The sequence below is a fragment of the Phascolarctobacterium faecium DSM 14760 genome, assembly GCF_003269275.1.
Classification (GTDB): domain Bacteria; phylum Bacillota; class Negativicutes; order Acidaminococcales; family Acidaminococcaceae; genus Phascolarctobacterium; species Phascolarctobacterium faecium.
Genome location: NZ_QLTS01000009.1, coordinates 1 through 17,363, shown reverse-complemented (window position 1 = coordinate 17,363; position 17,363 = coordinate 1). Strand labels below are relative to the sequence as shown.

General features: G+C 40.5%; 18 protein-coding genes and 2 tRNA genes. 2 read left to right on the top strand and 18 right to left on the bottom strand.

Features of this window, described 5'->3' with window-relative positions; translation table 11 throughout:
* Positions 1-133: 133 nt before the first annotated feature.
* The 8 genes from C8D73_RS09120 to C8D73_RS09085 form a co-directional block, all read right to left on the bottom strand.
* A complete protein-coding gene (locus C8D73_RS09120) occupies positions 134-2,287 on the bottom strand; it encodes an ATP-dependent helicase (RefSeq protein WP_113077989.1) in 2,154 nt (717 codons plus the stop codon).
* A 226-nt stretch (positions 2,288-2,513) separates the two neighbouring features.
* Positions 2,514-2,711: a cold shock domain-containing protein gene (locus C8D73_RS09115; RefSeq protein ID WP_021717005.1), complete on the bottom strand. Its 198-nt coding sequence runs from the start codon at positions 2,709-2,711 to the stop codon at positions 2,514-2,516.
* A 131-nt stretch (positions 2,712-2,842) separates the two neighbouring features.
* Positions 2,843-3,097 (bottom strand): GIY-YIG nuclease family protein, encoded by a 255-nt coding sequence (locus C8D73_RS09110; protein ID WP_113077988.1) that lies wholly within the window; start codon positions 3,095-3,097, stop codon positions 2,843-2,845.
* 1 nt (position 3,098) lies between these two features.
* A complete protein-coding gene (locus C8D73_RS09105) occupies positions 3,099-3,569 on the bottom strand; it encodes a peptidylprolyl isomerase (RefSeq protein WP_113077987.1) in 471 nt (156 codons plus the stop codon).
* An 18-nt stretch (positions 3,570-3,587) separates the two neighbouring features.
* On the bottom strand, positions 3,588-4,472 hold the full coding sequence (locus tag C8D73_RS09100) for a hypothetical protein (protein ID WP_021717002.1): 885 nt from the start codon (positions 4,470-4,472) through the stop codon (positions 3,588-3,590).
* 87 nt (positions 4,473-4,559) lie between these two features.
* A complete protein-coding gene (locus C8D73_RS09095; protein ID WP_021717001.1) occupies positions 4,560-5,786 on the bottom strand; it encodes a M20/M25/M40 family metallo-hydrolase in 1,227 nt (408 codons plus the stop codon).
* Between the two features lie 116 nt (positions 5,787-5,902).
* Positions 5,903-6,454: a gamma carbonic anhydrase family protein gene (locus C8D73_RS09090; protein ID WP_021717000.1), complete on the bottom strand. Its 552-nt coding sequence runs from the start codon at positions 6,452-6,454 to the stop codon at positions 5,903-5,905.
* 132 nt (positions 6,455-6,586) lie between these two features.
* Entirely contained in the window at positions 6,587-7,816 is a 1,230-nt protein-coding gene (locus C8D73_RS09085) for an MFS transporter (protein ID WP_021716999.1), read from the bottom strand.
* A gap of 222 nt (positions 7,817-8,038) precedes the next feature.
* On the opposite strand from C8D73_RS09085, the gene C8D73_RS09080 reads away from it, so the two are divergent.
* Positions 8,039-9,118: a hypothetical protein gene (locus tag C8D73_RS09080; protein WP_113077986.1), complete on the top strand. Its 1,080-nt coding sequence runs from the start codon at positions 8,039-8,041 to the stop codon at positions 9,116-9,118.
* 17 nt (positions 9,119-9,135) lie between these two features.
* The gene (locus C8D73_RS09075) at positions 9,136-9,702 is read left to right on the top strand and encodes a GNAT family N-acetyltransferase (protein ID WP_113077985.1); all 567 of its coding nucleotides are present in this window, start codon (positions 9,136-9,138) and stop codon (positions 9,700-9,702) included.
* Between the two features lie 47 nt (positions 9,703-9,749).
* On the opposite strand, the gene C8D73_RS09070 is transcribed toward C8D73_RS09075, so the two are convergent.
* The 10 genes from C8D73_RS09070 to C8D73_RS09025 all read right to left on the bottom strand — a co-directional run bounded on the left by C8D73_RS09070 (position 9,750) and on the right by C8D73_RS09025 (position 16,868).
* Positions 9,750-10,244 carry a hypothetical protein gene (locus tag C8D73_RS09070; RefSeq protein ID WP_021716996.1) on the bottom strand — a complete coding sequence of 165 codons (495 nt, stop codon included), beginning with the start codon at positions 10,242-10,244 and terminating at the stop codon, positions 9,750-9,752.
* 155 nt (positions 10,245-10,399) lie between these two features.
* Positions 10,400-11,071: a hypothetical protein gene (locus tag C8D73_RS09065; RefSeq protein WP_021716995.1), complete on the bottom strand. Its 672-nt coding sequence runs from the start codon at positions 11,069-11,071 to the stop codon at positions 10,400-10,402.
* 139 nt (positions 11,072-11,210) lie between these two features.
* A tRNA-Leu gene (locus C8D73_RS09060) sits at positions 11,211-11,294 on the bottom strand.
* 33 nt (positions 11,295-11,327) lie between these two features.
* Positions 11,328-11,413 (bottom strand) — tRNA-Leu (locus C8D73_RS09055).
* Positions 11,414-11,468: 55 nt separating this feature from the next.
* On the bottom strand, positions 11,469-12,074 hold the full coding sequence (locus C8D73_RS09050) for a lytic transglycosylase domain-containing protein (protein WP_227203040.1): 606 nt from the start codon (positions 12,072-12,074) through the stop codon (positions 11,469-11,471).
* A gap of 2 nt (positions 12,075-12,076) precedes the next feature.
* Positions 12,077-12,679 (bottom strand): dephospho-CoA kinase, encoded by a 603-nt coding sequence (gene coaE, locus C8D73_RS09045; protein WP_170123199.1) that lies wholly within the window; start codon positions 12,677-12,679, stop codon positions 12,077-12,079.
* Between the two features lie 8 nt (positions 12,680-12,687).
* The gene (mutM, locus tag C8D73_RS09040; protein ID WP_046430335.1) at positions 12,688-13,509 is read right to left on the bottom strand and encodes a DNA-formamidopyrimidine glycosylase; all 822 of its coding nucleotides are present in this window, start codon (positions 13,507-13,509) and stop codon (positions 12,688-12,690) included.
* Between the two features lie 11 nt (positions 13,510-13,520).
* On the bottom strand, positions 13,521-16,124 hold the full coding sequence (gene polA, locus C8D73_RS09035) for a DNA polymerase I (protein ID WP_113078068.1): 2,604 nt from the start codon (positions 16,122-16,124) through the stop codon (positions 13,521-13,523).
* A 164-nt stretch (positions 16,125-16,288) separates the two neighbouring features.
* On the bottom strand, positions 16,289-16,609 hold the full coding sequence (locus tag C8D73_RS09030) for a type II toxin-antitoxin system RelE/ParE family toxin (protein ID WP_049896711.1): 321 nt from the start codon (positions 16,607-16,609) through the stop codon (positions 16,289-16,291).
* The gene (locus C8D73_RS09025; RefSeq protein ID WP_021716989.1) at positions 16,602-16,868 is read right to left on the bottom strand and encodes a type II toxin-antitoxin system Phd/YefM family antitoxin; all 267 of its coding nucleotides are present in this window, start codon (positions 16,866-16,868) and stop codon (positions 16,602-16,604) included. Before C8D73_RS09025 ends, C8D73_RS09030 begins: the two co-directional genes overlap by 8 nt.
* Positions 16,869-17,363 lie beyond the last annotated feature (495 nt).

Here is a 17,363-nt window from a genome sequence, read left to right as displayed (position 1 = left end):
TCCGCTCCTAAAATTAATTAACATCATTTACAATAATTATAAATGAATGCTGCGAAAAACACAAAAAGAAAAACGCATTTCTCAATTGAAATGCGTTTAATACGACTTCTTTTGATTATCTTACCTAAAGTATCTAGTCCTTTTCTAATTTCGCCCTGAAAGAAATACTGCGCGGCGTATCAATATTATCAAATTTCACAAGATGCGCAGCCTTGATCAAATCTACATCAACAACAGTACCAGAACCGAAAATATTATGCTTTACACGCTGCCCAACAGCCAGTGACAACTGATTTTCTTCATCAGCAAGATAACGCTCGTTGATAACAAGATAATCTTTTGTTTCTATTATCAAACCTTCCTGCGGCTTTTGTGTATAATCAAGCAATGCCGGCTCTATATCCAGCAGAAAACGCGACGGATAGCGCGGAGAGCCATCAAAATTTCTACCTTCAGCTTCAGAAAGATACAGCCCTTTCTGTGCCCGGGTCATTGCAACAAAAGCGAGTCTGCGCTCTTCCTCCATCTTTTGTATAGTATCTGTTTTCTTAGACGGGAAAACACCCTCATTCATCGCACATAAAAATACATAGGGAAATTCCAGACCTTTGGCCGAATGTACCGTCATTAATTTTACTTTATCACTATTATCAGCCGCATCGTTGTTAGTAAACAAAGCAACATGTGACAAGTAATGTTCCAATGTACTTTCTTCCCCGCAGGAAGTTTCATATTCATAAACCGACTGTTTAAGTTCCGCCAGATTATCCAGACGTTCCTGACTTCCTTCTGTCCGCAGCATTTTTTCATAACCACTCTCATTTAAAATTGCAGCCAGCAATTCCGAAATTTGTCTTTCTGCATAATTAGCGGCAAAATTTTCGATCAATGCTACAAACTGTGCGGCTTTTGTCCCTTTAAAAATTTCATTATCCAAATTTGTCTCTAAAGCAATATACAGAGAGCATTGGTGCTTGACTGCATATTCCTGCAAAAATTTTATGCGCCGCTCCCCAAGATTTCTTTTAGGAACATTAACTACTCTCAAAAACGCCAGATCATCTTTATATGCAATCAACCGTAAATATGCCAAAGCGTCCTTTATTTCCATTCTGTTGAAAAACTGCACCCCGCTGTAAATAGCGTAAGGTATTTTTTCACGTAAAAAAACTTCCTCTACGATTCTGGTAATATAATGCGCACGATATAAAACAGTGATTTCCCTGTAAGAAGTCCCCTCGCCATGCAATGCCTGGATCTGCTCTGCTATCCACATCGCTTCACGCTCAGAAGTATCTGCATGATGGCATATAACCTTCCTTCCGTCTGCAATAGTTGGCATAAGATTTTTCTTGATCCTAAACTTATTTTTATCAATCAAATCATTAACGACCGAAACTATCTGCGGTGTAGAGCGATAATTCTGCATCATCATTATAGTTTTTACACTTGGAAAAATCTTATCAAAATCCAGTAAATAGCGCACATTAGCACCGCGCCAGGTATAAATCGTCTGGTCTGGATCCCCGACGATAAACAGATTTTTATGGTAACCACACAATACTGACATCAATTTGTACTGCAGTTCATCAATATCCTGAAATTCATCAATCATGATATATTCCAAACGTTGCTGCCATTTTATTTTAACAGCTTCATTTTGTTCGAAAATATATAAGGTAAATTTAATTAAATCATTATAATCTAGTCCGAAGCATTTTTTCTCCTGATATAAATAACCATAAAAAATTATATCAGACGGCTCTGTTGCAGTAAGATATTTCTGTCTCAATGTATCTAATGACATATTGAGCATATCCAGATAATATTTCGGTTCTTTAATTAGTTTTCTGATTTCAATCATATCCCGTGCTTTACTGAAAGTCATATTTCTAAGCGTCAATCCACGTTCCTCGTAAATAATTTTCAGCATAGAATCGATATCAGAATTGTCTAAAACAAGAAAGCTTTTTGGATATTGCAGAGCATGGCTGTCCTCCTGTAAAACAGATACGCAGAAACTATGGAAAGTACTGATATAACCAGTATCATTATCACCAGTCAGGTTATGGATTCGCTGACGCATTTCATTCGCCGATTTATTAGTAAAAGTTACACATAGAATATTCCCCGGCAAAATTCCGATTTCATTGACCAGATAGGCAAAACGCCGAGCCAGAGCCCTTGTTTTACCTGACCCTGCTCCAGCTATAACACGTATAAATCCTTCCGTAGAAGTAACAGCTTCAAGCTGAGACGCATTAAGTCCCTGCAGTATATTTTCCAATGCTTTACACTTCCTTTCCTAAAAATAATTTCACGTTTCTTGTTAACTCTCATTATAGCAATAAAGTTCATAACACTACAACACAACTGCTGCGTAATTAAAATTTTACGCCTGTCATTAAACTCAAAATTTTATAAAAAGGAAAAAAGGCGCTACCTTAAAGGTAGCGCCTTACTTTTCTGTTCATATGCTGCTATATATTAAAAAAAATTTTAATCTATATCAATTACAGACGAACAACGTTGGCAGCTTGTTCACCGCGGTTGCCTTGAACAACGTCAAATTCAACTGCTTGACCTTCTTCAAGAGTTTTGAAACCTTCGGATTGAATAGCGGAGAAATGTACGAATACGTCGCCACCATCTTCGCGTTCGATGAAACCATAACCTTTTTCTGCGTTAAACCATTTTACTTTGCCAGTCATTTTCTGGGCCTCCTAAAAATTACTTTAATGAGGAGCTAGAACATCTCACTCACCAGCCCATTATAGCCTATTATTTACAATAAAGCAACTCTCTTTTGCTATTTTTTGTAATTTTTTTAATATTTTTGCTTCTATTCCTTCATATTTTGCTTAATTAAGGCTAATTTAGCAGTTTTAGTCATTTTTTTGATTTCACATTCGCGATGCAGCGCTTCTTCCTTAGTTGACAGCGTTTCACTATAGACCAAAGTTACAGGACAGCGCCCACGGGTATATTTTGCTCCTTTACCGCTGTTATGCGCTTCAAGCCGCTTTTCCAAATCATTTGTCCAGCCGGTATAAAGTGATTCATCACGACAGCGTAATATGTAAACATACGCAGGCAAATTATTTTATAACCTCTACAGTTTCCATAATTACAGGATCTTTAGGGCGATCGCGAAAATCCGTAGGTACTACACCAATCAACCGTACAATATCCATCCCTTCAACAACTTTGCCGAAAATAGCATGATGCCCGTTAAGCCATGGTGTAGGTGCTAAAGTGATAAAAAACTGACTGCCGCCAGTGTTGGGCCCGGCATTAGCCATTGAAAGAACACCTTCGTCATCATGCTGCAGCCCCTCACCAAATTCGTCATCAATTTTATACCCTGGTCCACCCATACCAGTACCGGTAGGGTCACCGCCCTGAATCATAAAGCCGTCGATAACACGATGAAATACTACGCCATTATAAAAGCCTTTTTCTGTCAATTCAATAAAATTTTTAGTCGTTTTGGGCGCTTTATCTTCGAACATTTCGACGATAAATTCTCCTTTATTAGTTGTAAATCTGATTTTTCTGTTTTCACTCATTTAAAAAACCTCCTGAATTTATTGTTTATTTTTTTCAAACATAGCTTTTTGAATAGCATCAACAAGCAGAAAAACGCCTACACCTATTCCGGCCATCCAGGCTGGTGTCAGCGCAGCAGCCTGTGCGTCGCCATGTACCCACGGCACTGAAAACCCTATCATCAGAAAAGCGCCTTGTGCCACCTGTAGTCTCTGCGGACTGATACGTTTTCCGTCAATATCACCTTTGGCTTCTGTTACTGCCGCCATTCTTATTTCAGGTAAAAACAAAATAAAACAAAGCGCCATCAGATAGACATAAATCATCGAAAGACTGTGCGCTTTCATAGAAGTGTCGGCCATTGCTGTAACAGCAAACGCCAAACCGCCTAAATACAGGCTCCTGTAATATCCGCCCCTGATCTGGCTTTCAATAATATACGCCGTGCCCGTAAGTACTGGATAAAGCCAATATCCATCTTTCCCAAGCCAATAGGCAATAAAAATCAAGAAAACATTATCCCCGATCTTGTGCCGCGAACCGGAAGTACGGTTTAGCATCCGCAGGATAAACAGCAGCCACAGCAGAACAAGAACATTACCTTCTCCCAGAGTCAAAGCAGCGACAATACTCAGCCCTCCGCCAATAATACCACCCAGCTTGCGATCCGGATCAAGCTCCTGGGCAATCAGCCAGGAAAAGAAAAACGCAGCAGCCGTATTGAGCCCAAAATACATGGCAGTTTCTGTATCGGCACCGCCCATAGTTTTCCAAAAAGTTGCCGCTACCGACGTTAAAATAGTACAGATAAGTGCTATTCTTGTTATCCCATCAGTAAAATCAATAGGACGTCCTAACCCAAAAATACCACCTTCACTCAATGATGTCGCTGCGTTAGAATATTTATTGTCTTTTTTTCCCATGCTTTCATCCCTTACCTTACAGATTTATCATATCTTTATTAGTTTAACATAACTGCAGGCAGTCTGCGACTGCCTGCAACAAAAAAATTAAAATATTTTTGTTAGCTCTGCTAAAGTCAGAGCGAAAGCTGTAGTTCTGGGAACAGCTGTTTTTAAATCAACGGATTCATGATCAGTATGCTCATCGTAGTTTTCTACTCCCAATGCATCTAGAGTAGGAATATATTTTGCAGTTCTGTTACCGTCAGTCAATCCACCGGCGACCCATTCAGTAACATTACCACCAAATTCATCCCTGACGATCCTGCTGTAAACATCAACCATCTTCTGGACCTGCGGCGTTTTCTCCATCGGTCCTGTAACAATACCGCCCGTAATTTCAACTTTAGTTCCGGCAACAACTGCTTTATCTGCTAAAGCCTTGATCTCTCTGTCCAACCGTTCCTGCTCCGCTACAGAAAAACAACGAACATTGACTTCACAATAAGCATCGCCGGGAATGACACTGATCTTGTCATTGGTCGATCCAATAACGCCGACATTGACAGTATTCTGAGGAATAAACTGTCCAGAATCAACAATGCCGCGATCAGCTAACGCTTTTGCTGTAAAATCTGCCGGATCTCCAGGCATAGGGCTTGCTAATTTATGCAGCTCTGTAATTGTATAAGCAAGCTGATGAATAGCATTGGCGCAATGCTGTGAAGCATTGCCATGATGTCCGCCAATCCCTGTTACCTGAACCTTATACTTTGCATTACCCTTACGCTGTGTAACGATGCCCCAGTTAGGACGGGCTACGTCCATAATAACGGCAAAATCTGCCTGCTGAGAAAGCTCTGCCACAATCGCTTCGGCAGTCGGGGAGCCGCCTTCTTCTTCGCCGTTGGTATAATAAATAATTTCTTTAAAATCAGAAAATCCTGCTTTCAGCAAAGCTTTTAACCCGTAAATAACTTCCACTACAGTAGCCTTGTCATCACCGACGCCAGGCCCCCAGGCAAATCCATTCTCATCAACCTTAAAAGGACGTTTAGCCGCTTCACCGCGGTTGAATACCGTGTCAACATGTGCAACAAGCAGAATACTCAATTTTCCGCTTCCCTTCAGGCGAGAAATCAGATGGCACGCCCTGTCATTATAACGGAATTCAGTAACAGCTCCGAGCTCCTGCATTTTTTCCGCGACAAACTTATTAGCAGCTTCCGTTCCCTGCAAATCTCCATTCCCTGAATCGATATTAGTCAGCGTCTCCAAATCTTTTACATAAGCGTCATACTGACCTGCCAAATATTCTTTTATCGTATCTTTCATTTTTAAAACTCCTTTCACGAATTCAGCTAGCGTATATATTCGCCGCCTGAAATGTTTATTCCTGCCGTACAGCAAATTAAAAAGGAGCTGCAGCAGCAGCTCCTTTTACTTATATTCTATACTATTTTTTCACCATGATAAGTTTCGCCGTCAATATCCGGCATGATATTGTGGCGTTTGCTCCACAAATCTTTATATTTAACAGCCTGTGCATGAATATTATCCAGATTACTTTCGTCAAGAGTTTTGATCACTTTGGCGGGAATGCCGGCAACCAGTGAAAACGGCGGTACTTTAGTTCCCTTTGTCACCACTGCGCCAGCTGCTACAATGGAGCCATGTCCTATAACGCTGCCATCAAGTACGGTAGCATGCATCCCTATCAGGCAATGATCTTCCACAGTACAGGCGTGCAGGATAGCACCATGACCGACAGTAACAAAATCACCAACAATGCAGGCATAATCATCGGCAACATGCAGGCAGCAGTTATCCTGGATATTGCTGTAGCGTCCTACTTCTATACGATTAACATCGCCGCGAATAGTAACATTGAACCATGCACTGCTGTATTCTTTCATTTCTACTTTACCAATCAGATCGGCACTTTCAAAAGCATGTGCTTTTTTGTCGATTTTAGGCATTTGCCCTTCAAATTCTTTTAACATATAAATCACTCACTTTCATGTGATAATCAGTATCCGTTACTATCTTAATTATTCACTCAAATTAAATTTTAGTCAAGAGCACAGGCCTTGTAATTCACTAAAGTTTCATAATGTAAGTTTTTAAACCGTTCCTTAAACTTCCGCAGTCTTTTTCACTTTCGTAAAATACGTATAACTGCCTGCCAGCAGTAAAATAATTCCCGTAATGACCAGAATATGACGTGTAAGCATATAGCCGCCCAAAAAACCTCCCAGCAGAGGACCTATAACACCGCCGAACTGCTGTGCTGAAGTAACCAGACCAAAAGCCTTACCGCGCATTGACGGATCTGTGACCTCTACCAGGCGGGCGTTAACATTAGGTACAGCTCCTGCCAGGAATAAACCGTATACGAACTGGATCCCTGCAAACTGCCAGATATCCTGCACAAAAATCTGACACAGATTGATAGCGCCGGCACAAAATAAAACAAAACAGAGCACCTTAGTGTAACCTAGCTGTTGACCACGTTTGCCCCAAAACGGAGCTGCAATGATACCGGCTATACCTGCCAGCGAAAAAATAATACCGGCAGCTTTAACGACCGATTCATCCATTCTACCCATCAAATGCGAAACATACATAGTTACCAAAGGCTGAATGATCATCGTACAGACCTGGATCAGAAAGAACATCGTCATTACATACAGCAGCCCTTTATTATGCAAAGACTCCTGCAGATCCTGCCACAAATTGATTTTTGTTTTCTGTTCTTCCTGGCTGTGCGGCACATCTCGAACAAAAAGCACAACCATTACTGTCGCCAATCCTAAACAACAGCTGGCAACAAAAAAAGATAGTCTCATACCAAACCAAGAACTAAAATAACCGCCCATCATCGGTCCTAAAATACTGCCGCTGGCAACCGCAGTCTGCATCAGGCCCATTCCCCAGCCCATGCGGCTTTCAGGCAGTGTCGAAGACACCAGCGACATAGATGCAGGTACAAATCCGCTGATTAAACCAGTCAAAATACGCACACCTAAAAGCTGTTCCGGCGATTGCGAAATTCCTGCCAGCCAGTAGGTAAATGCGAGACCAAATCCTGCACGTATCGCCATACGCCGCTGACCAACCCTGTCAGCTCTTGCCCCCCAATACGGGGCCATAATCGAAGCGCCTAAAAAAGTTACCGAATAGACAAGACCGCTCCAAAAATTTACTTCACTACTTTCAACATGCAGCTCTTGTAGTAAATAAACAGGTAAAAACGGAACTACCATCGTATAACTGGCGCATGCAAAAAACACGCCACACCATAATACGGCTAAATTACGCTGCCAGCTGATAGCCCCTGTGCCTCTCTCATCCAACAAGGACATAGACTCATCTCCAAACCAACTATTATTAATTTGATTATATCATAGCATTTATATAAAAAAAACTCATAAAACTGTTTTTCAACCGCCGCAGCAACAAAATAACTACTGCCTATAATTTTTTCTTAACAAATTGGGCAAATGACTTTTTACAGTTTTTCTTGTATAATATCTATAATATTATTTACAATATCATTTAATTTAGCTAAGAAAAGGAGCACACCAGTGAACGGATTTGAAAAGCAGGAATTAGAGACCCAGGGAATGATGAGCAGGCTCTTTGGCAGTAAGCCCGGTCATAACGCCTTAGTTGAAATAAATAATTTTTTGGCAGAAAGTACTGCTGCTACTGAATTAACCGAAGAGATCGTCAGCAATTTTATCAAAAACTGGGGAGCAAAATTTGACAGCAGCAATATCGAATACCGCAGCAGTATGTACCGTAAGGTAGCCGACCATGTATATATTAGCGCAGTAAGCAAAGATGACCCCGTTTTCGAAGAAACAAAACATCTCGCTCAAGTTTTAGAACTTCCAGAAAAATTACAGCGTTTAGCTGATAACGGAGCTAAAAAAGTAGCTTACTTCTCTCGCTGTCGAAAAATAATCAGTGGAGAAGAACCTCTAACAATCAGCGAAATCAATAATGTTTTTGGTTATGATTACGAAGATGGCTATGATATACGAGTTCAGGTATTTCACGACTACTTGAATAAAAAATTTGACGAAATAGCTGAGCAGCAGCGGTTCAGTCCTGATGAAGAAACCGCTTTGAGGGAAATTTGTACAAAACTCGATATACCTTATGAATTCAAACCCAATATTCAAAATGCTTTAGATAAATACCGTTATTTATGGTCAGCCGAAAATGCTCCTTTAGGAGATATCAAAGTCGACTTTCCGCTGAACGAAGGAGAAATATGTCATGCCGCAGCTCAGCAGGCAGGTTTCTGCGAACATAAAACAATAGAGAAAGAAGATAACTATTTTGAATTGACCCGCCGCTTGGAAATAGACGAAACAATTTCTTTTAAAGGCGAAAAAATCGAACATCCCCATTTTACTGAAGAAGTAACCGCTGTTGTCGATATCGGCTATCTTTTCTTTACGAACCAGCGCATCATTTATTTAAGCAACAAAATGGCAAAGGTTGTAGAACTCAACGATTTGGATAATGCCAATCTTTCAGTAAATATCATTTATTTTACAAAAAAAGACGGTGAATCCATAGCAATCAAATTTAATGATGACGTAGCAGAAGTCATGTTTGCAATCTTTAAACGCATTTTGAACGAACGTCAATAGACCAGGGAGGCTTGAAAATGCAGGAAAAGATCCGTTTTGTTGAATTAAAAGACAGCACCGGAATTTTAAATATTTACACGCCTTATATTCTGGATACAACTATTTCTTTTGAATATGAACCGCCATCCCTGTCAGAATTTACTGAACGTATTTCAAACATCAGCAGTAAATACCCTTATCTAGTTTATGAACGAAACAGCAAAATCTTAGGTTTTGCCTACGGCTCTCCTTATCAGGAACGCATCGCCTATCTTTACGACGCTGATCTTTCAATATATCTGGCTCCAGAAGCCCAAAACAGCGGTATTGGCAAAAAACTTTACAGCTGCCTTTTGGACCTGCTTCAAAAACAGGGTTTTTATAATGTTTATGCATGCATTACTGCTAATAACCAACGCAGTATCGATTTTCATGCTGCCTTTGGCTTCAGAAATCTTGGTCCGCATCCTAAAGCCGGCTATAAATTTGACCAGTGGCTGGATATTATCTGGATGGACAAACAGCTGCAGCAGCCTGACGGTTCTCCGCGTCCTTTAAAACCGATCAGCGCTTTTAACAACAATGATATTTTAAAACTTTTCTAAAAAAATAAAAGGAGTACATCAATTGATGTACTCCTTTTATTTTTCGCTTAGAAGTATTCCAGTTCACGTTCACAAATAGCACCGGTAACAGGATCTAACTTTAATTCTCCATCAAATTTATCAGTCAAAAAGTCGGCAATATAGTAAATATTATTTCCATCCTGCCCTTGAGTAATAACGATTTCATAGGCATTAGGATAATTTTTCAAAACAATTTTTTCTATATCATCCGGAGTTTTAGTAACCATAGTACTGCCCATAACAAATGTAGCACCTTTTACTTCGATTTCCTGCACCTTGGCCGTAGCTGTATTAACATCTACAACATAACGTTCCAAAGTATTAGGGTCTTTAAAAGTTATGATACTGGTATCACCGTCCACATTATAACCAACCAGTTCGCATACAGCAGGTATTTCTGCTTTTGCTGCATTAATAGCTGTCATACTGCGGTTTACCTGACTAGGCGCGGCAGCAGCCATAGAAGTAAAGGCCAGCATCATTAATACACCTAATGTTAATACAAGATTTTTGAATTTCATAAAGTCCACTTCCTTAAATATTTTTTGCATTACTGCTTACGAATCTAATTATAGGACTTTATGAAAAAACATGACGTTATATAATCTTACTTAATCGTCAAAGATAATTTTTAAAGATTTTAAAAATAGCAGCTTCCATACTTTTTATTCAACTGTTATTTTGCCAGGCTTTTAAAATAATAATTAATTTCCTGCCACAGCTCTTTTTTGTCATCTAATACCGTACGCAGGCGCTGCGGATAAATACCGTTTGTCTTATATATATCCAAAACATATCTTATCGCATCTGCCACCATCTCTTCCTTTAGAGGTACTGGGATATGCTTTCCCTGGACAGGTCTGTTCCCTAACAATCCACCAATATATATTTCAAATTTTCCTGGTTCTGTAAAAGAGGGCATAACCCCAATATCCTGTGCCATAGCCTTACCAAGGCTATTAAGACAGCCAAAGACACCGATTTTAAATTTTTTAGGTACATCAATACCATAAAATTCTTTATCTAGTCTGCAGGCAAAAGCATGCACATCAAACATACCTTTACGGCAGTCAGTACCTTTGCATGCCACAATAGCCCGAACTGTCGCACCTGTTCCACCTAACCGAAGTTTTGCTGCCTGTACTGCCTCAATCGCAGGCTCCAACTCACTCTCACTGACACCATTCAATTCAAAAGTTCCTCTACTGGTGGCTGTAATCTTACCATTGCCAAACTTTGCTGTTAATTCTGACAGCCGCAAAAGCTCCTCAGAAGTAAATTCACCGCAATTTCCTAAAATACGCAATGCATACTGATTCTTTTTCTGTGGCAATACACCAAAAATCATTTTATCTCACTCCATTCTTAATCATATTCATATCATACTACGAATATGATTATAAGCAATAAATAAAACAAAAAAATTCTGAAGCTCTGACAAATAAAAAACGCTTCACGAAAATTCGTGAAGCGTTTATCTTCTCATTTGGTGCGGTTGGTGGGATTTGAACCCACACGGGTCTCCCCGCCACCCCCTCAAGATGGTGCGTCTGCCGTTCCGCCACAACCGCATTGTGGTTAAAAATTACCGTTATAGACAAAAATGGTGCGGTAGAGAGGATTTGAACCTCCACGGGGTTGCCCCCACTAGCTCCTGAGGCTAGCGCGTCTGCCGTTCCGCCACTACCGCATTACAATTGCCTAAATCAGCAACAGTGATATAATAGCACACTATTACAACTCCGTCAATACTTTTTTAACCTGTTTTTATATAATTTGTAATACTCATCCCGATCATACAAAACTTTCCTCACATATTCACGTGTATCACTGTATGGAATATCCTCGATTCTATTAAAATCGTAACCCCAATTATTTTCCTGCATCCACGCTTTTGTATTGCCACGACCGGCATTATAAGCAATCATCATCAAGACCCAGTTCCGCTGAAATTCATATTCCAGTTCTCCAAGATACCAACATCCTAAACGGATATTAGCGTCTGTACGATATAAATCCTGTGGGTCAAAATTTTTGATTCCCATCTGTTCGGCGATCCATGCCCCGGTATCCGGCATAATCTGCATTAGTCCGATTGCTCCAACCTTAGATACAGCCTTACGATCAAAATTACTTTCATTTTTTATGACTGCCGCCACTAAAAAAGGATCAATCTTGTTTTTCCCGCTGTATTCCAAAATCTCGCCTTGATAAGGCCACATATAAACAAACCGCATTTGTACTTCGTCAGACGTCCAAATTTTCCAGCCCAACAACGAAACTGCACACAGCAAAATCAGTACAAACCAAATTTTGCGGCTGTTGTTTTTCTTTTTTCGACGTCTGGCCAAACTCAATCCTCCATCTGTAATACTTTTTCCCATTCTTTTTTTACTGTCAGCTCAGTTTGTTTCAGGCTGCCACTGTTATCAATGATCAAATCCGCATACTGACACTTTGCAGCCAAAGTCATTTGTGCCGCAATACGAACCTCTACTTCCTGCTGCGACATTCCGCTGCGTGCCATAGCACGCTCAATCTGAGTCTGTTCGTCAACTGCAACCAGCCACACTAAATCAACTTCTTTATACCAGCCGCATTCGATCAACAGCGGCACGTCAAGCACCGCTGCTGAGAAATTCTGCCGCCTGCACTGTTCTAAAAATTTTTTTGCTTCACAGCGCACATAAGTATGAACTATGCTTTCCAACTGCCCCAACGCTGCTTTATTTTCAAAAACCAGCTGTGCAATCTTCTGCCGGTCCAACTCACCGTCAATTGTCAGGTAATCTCTGCCAAAAACATCTATAACCTGTTGCAGCCCCTGTGATCCACGCGCAACTGCCTGCCGGCTTGCAATATCCGCATCAAAAATATGAGCTCCCAGTTTCTGTAAAATCGAAGCGACAGTACTTTTTCCAGAAGCAATACCACCTGTTAACCCAATAATTTTCATAACTTCACTCAGTGCTGGCATTTGGCACAGTAAGTAGTGCCTCTGCCGCCAACCTTTGTCGTGGCTAAAGGCTCACCGCAGGTTTTACACGGTTCGCCGCCACGTCCATAAACAAGCAGATGATTTTGATTGTCACCTTTATTACCTTCGCCATCCTTATAATCACGAAAAGTGGTTCCTCGATTGGCAATTCCCTGTGCAATCACTTTGTTCGCCGCTTCATGCACAGCTTCTATTTCCGCACGCGTCAAAGTATTAGCTATACGTGTAGGCAAAATTCCAGCTAAAGCCAAGCACTCATCAGCATAAATATTTCCCAGTCCGGCAATAACCGTTTGATCAAGAATCAACGTTTTGATGGGCTTGCGGCTTTTAGCAGCTATCGGAGCCAGATATTCAGGATTAAACCCTACTGTCAGCGGTTCAGGCCCCAAGGTTTCATAACCTGCAATGTAACAATCATCATCCGTAACTAAATACAGTGTTCCAAAAGTTCTTATATCACAGAACCACATAGTAACACCGTCAGTCAATTCAAATTTTATCTTGGCATAAGGCGGTGCTTCTAAATCACTAGCCTGTGCCACCAAAGACCCGGTCATACGTAAATGCACGATAAGTTTTTGATTGACACCTGTTTTCAGCACCAGATACTTTCCGCGACGGCAAACGTCTTCAATCGTACGACCGGTCAGATTTTTGATAAATTGCTCAGACGATGGATGTTTGACCAGCCTATCCAAATATACTTCAACTTTAGTAATAGTTTTTCCCTTAATATGCGGCAGCAAAGTCTTTCTGACCTGCTCCACTTCTGGCAACTCCGGCATGGATATCCCTCCTATTTGGTCTGTGCCCAGTTTTTCCCCCAGGCAACATCGGCAGTTAGCGGCACACTAAGAGAAGCAGCGCTTTCCATTGCTTTTTTTACAAGCTGTGCCACCAGCTCTTTTTCCGTTTCCATAACTTCTAATACTAATTCATCATGTACCTGCAGCAAAATGCGGCTCTTGACTTTAGCATCAGAAAGCGCCTGTTCAACTTTAAGCATCGCTATTTTGATTATATCCGCCGCAGTCCCCTGAATTGGCGTATTGATGGCAGTGCGCTCAGCAAAACTGCGTAAGTTAAAATTACTGTGCCTGATATCAGGCAGATAACGGCGACGTCCAAACATTGTAGCTACATAACCCTGTTCCCGAGCATGATTGACCGTATCATCCATATATTTCTTTACCCCTGTATAGCGGGCAAAATAATTTTTTATATACTCGGCTGCTTCACCGCGGCTGATATCCAGCTGTTTAGCCAGTCCAAAATCACTTATACCATAAACAATGCCAAAATTAACTGCTTTCGCACGGGTACGCATCATTGAATCGACCTGTTCCAACGGCACCCCAAACACCTCTGCCGCTGTACGTGCGTGTACATCCTGACCATTCAGGAAAGATTCCAAAAGCAGCTTATCCTGTGCCATATGTGCAAGTACACGCAGTTCTACCTGAGAATAATCGCAAGACATCAACCAGTCATAACCAGTCCCCGGTATAAATATTTCACGGATTCTTTTACCGATCTCAGTTCGTACAGGAATATTCTGCAAATTCGGGTCAGTACTTGATAACCTTCCTGTTGCCGTTACCGTCTGTTGAAAATGCGTATGAATTCTCCCTGTCGCAGGATTGATCAGTGGGCGCAGCCCTTCCAGATATGTTGAATGCAGTTTTGTCAGCTTGCGATGTTCCAGGATCGTCGTAATCAGAGGATGCGAACCTTCCAGTTGTTCCAAAACAGAAACATCTGTCGAATAACCGGTCTTTGTCTTTTTTATAATAGGAAGCCCCAACTTTTCGAACAGCAGTACACCTAATTGTTTAGGAGATTTCAGGTTAAATTTTTCACCGGCCTGTTCTTCTGCCAAAATCTCTAAAGCAGTTATCTGTACTGCCATTTCTTTTGTAATACTCTCTAGCAGCTTCACATCCGGCTTAATTCCAGCTAATTCCATTTTTGCCAGCAAATAGGCCAGCGGCAGTTCCATTTCCGTATATAGTTTATACAATTCATAATCCCGCAGTTTTTGTTCAATAAGCGGAAGTAACGCCTGCAAATCAGCGGCATTCCCACCGTTATTTGCAGCCAGATAACGTTCTGCAACTGCCTTCAAACTATAGGAGCTGCGACCTGGTTCAATCAAATAAGCAGCTATACCTATATCATCAACTATACCGTCGGCTTTTTTATTCAGGCACATACAAGCCTTATAAATCTCTTTGCTGTCGCATGTAACTTTCAATTGTTTGTAATCAGACAGCCATTCATAAAAAAAATTCCAGGCCCCGCTGCCTTCCTGCAATTTATAAATTTTTCCATCATTAAAAATTTCCACTGCAGTAAAATGGATTTTAGGTAACTCGCCGCCGCAAACAGCAGTAAATGCAACCTTTTCCTGCTTTTGCTGCAATAACGCAAAGAATTCTTTGCCCTGTTCTGCTGTTTCTAAAAGCGCAATTTCTATATTGGCGTTTTCCTGACCGATACTTTCTCCAAAAAGATCAAAGGTACCGTCACTGCCGCCCAAAATAGTCTGGAATCTCTCATGCAAATTTCGGAACTCCAATTCCTGCATTAAAGGCCTTGCCTCATCCGACATAGCTTTCAGTTCATATTTATCAAGATCAAGATCGACTGGAACTTCTGTAAAAATGGTTGCCAGCTTTTTTGAAAGCAGCGCAGCATCCTTATTATTTTCTAATTTCTCTTTTAAACTTTTTCCGCTGATTTGCGCAATATTTTCTAAAACCTTCTCTACTGTTCCATATTCACAAATCAACTTCAAAGCAGTTTTAGGGCCTACACCGGGAACACCAGGAATATTATCTGAACTGTCACCCATCAGTCCTTTTAAATCAATCAGCTGTTTTGGCGACAACCCTTCATAATCAGCGGCAAATGCTGCAACATCATACGCCTTGATATCAGAAATCCCTCGCTTGGTAAAATAAACCTTTACCCTGTCATCCAAAAGCTGCAATTCATCTTTGTCGCCGGTTACGATAATAATTTCTGCGTTCTGCGGCGCATGTACGGCAAAAGTACCGATAATATCATCAGCCTCGTAACCATCAGTTTCAAGAACAGTGATGTTCATAGCTTCCAGCAAACGCCGGGCCAGTGGAAATTGTTCGCTCAGTTCACTGGGCGTAGGTTTACGCTGCCCCTTATAATCTGCAAACATTTCCGTTCGGAAAGTTTTACGTGATTTATCAAATGCAACTGCCAGCCATTTAGGTTTTACATCACCCAAAAGCTTCACCAGCATATTACAAAAGCCATATACTGCGCCAGTATGAACTCCCTGCTTGGTCATCAATGGTGGCAAAGCAAAAAATGCCCTGTGTATCAAACTGCTGCCATCAATAACTAAAAATTTATCAGCCATTTCTTCACCACTTTCCTTAACGCTCAAATTATCCTGTTCATATTTAAATATTATACCACAAGGGTAGTGTTCTCACTAGACTCGAAAATATGTGAAACTACTGTAAAATACCCTTGCCGGAAAATAATAAAACAGCTTTCGCTGTAAGCAAAAGCTGCCTGCCGTCATTTCATTAATTTAGGATAATCACGCTGTAATTCTGTAATATGATAAATATATACAGTATTTTCAACCTTGCGGTAAATACAGGCATACTTATCTATCATCAGCATCAAATATTTTTTCTCATTCAAACTGCTCAAGGGTGTTTTGTTCCCCAGCATTGCAAAATCCTGTAGTTCCTTTAGTTTACTAACAATACTACATGTCACAGCACTTGCTTCAAGTCTCTTACCCTGTCTGCTGTAGACAAACCCAATTTCCAAAAGATCGTGCCATGCCTGCGGTAATATCTTCAATCCTGTACGTATTGCATAATCAGTCAATAAATTTCGCCTTCAATCTGGCGATAGCGTCGTCTCCGTCAAAAAGCTCTTCGGCACTTTTTTGTCTGTCTAAATCTGCCTGCATAACAGTATGATAGAACTTAAACTTTTCTTCACGCTGTTCAAAAGTTTTGATGCTCATCACAACCAAATCACCTTTACCATACTTCGTTAAATATACAATTTCGCCGCTTTGATGCGCATATTCAGAAATCAAATTATAATCATTCCGCATAATTGTAGCTGGTCTGATAATCATTGCAAGGCCCCTTTCTTAATAACATTGCTCTAATATACACCCTAACAAACATTTTTTCAACAAATTATTTATAAAACATAAAAAAACAGTTTTTATACCCTGGAACATTTGCAAAATAAAAAAGCTTCACTTTTCAGTGAAGCTTTTTTATTTTATTCAGATGATTATCGGAATAATTCATTAACGTTCTTTTGATCAAAGTTTACTTTAACACCGTAAACAGGGCAGGAAGCACACTCATAATATTATACCTTAAGACAGATTAATATCAAACAAATTTACTCCAATATTATTATCATTGTTTTACACTGCTAAGCGGCATAAAGTAATATCTGCAGCTCCATTTTTAACTGTAGTTTTTATTGTTTGTACAAAATTAAAGAATTGTTTCAGCAATCCTCATACCAACCTGCAATGCCTGTTTATTTTTCTCTTCAGTGCCTTTCGGTACGCGGTTCAAAACAGCTTTGACCAGCGATTCTTCACTGACGATGC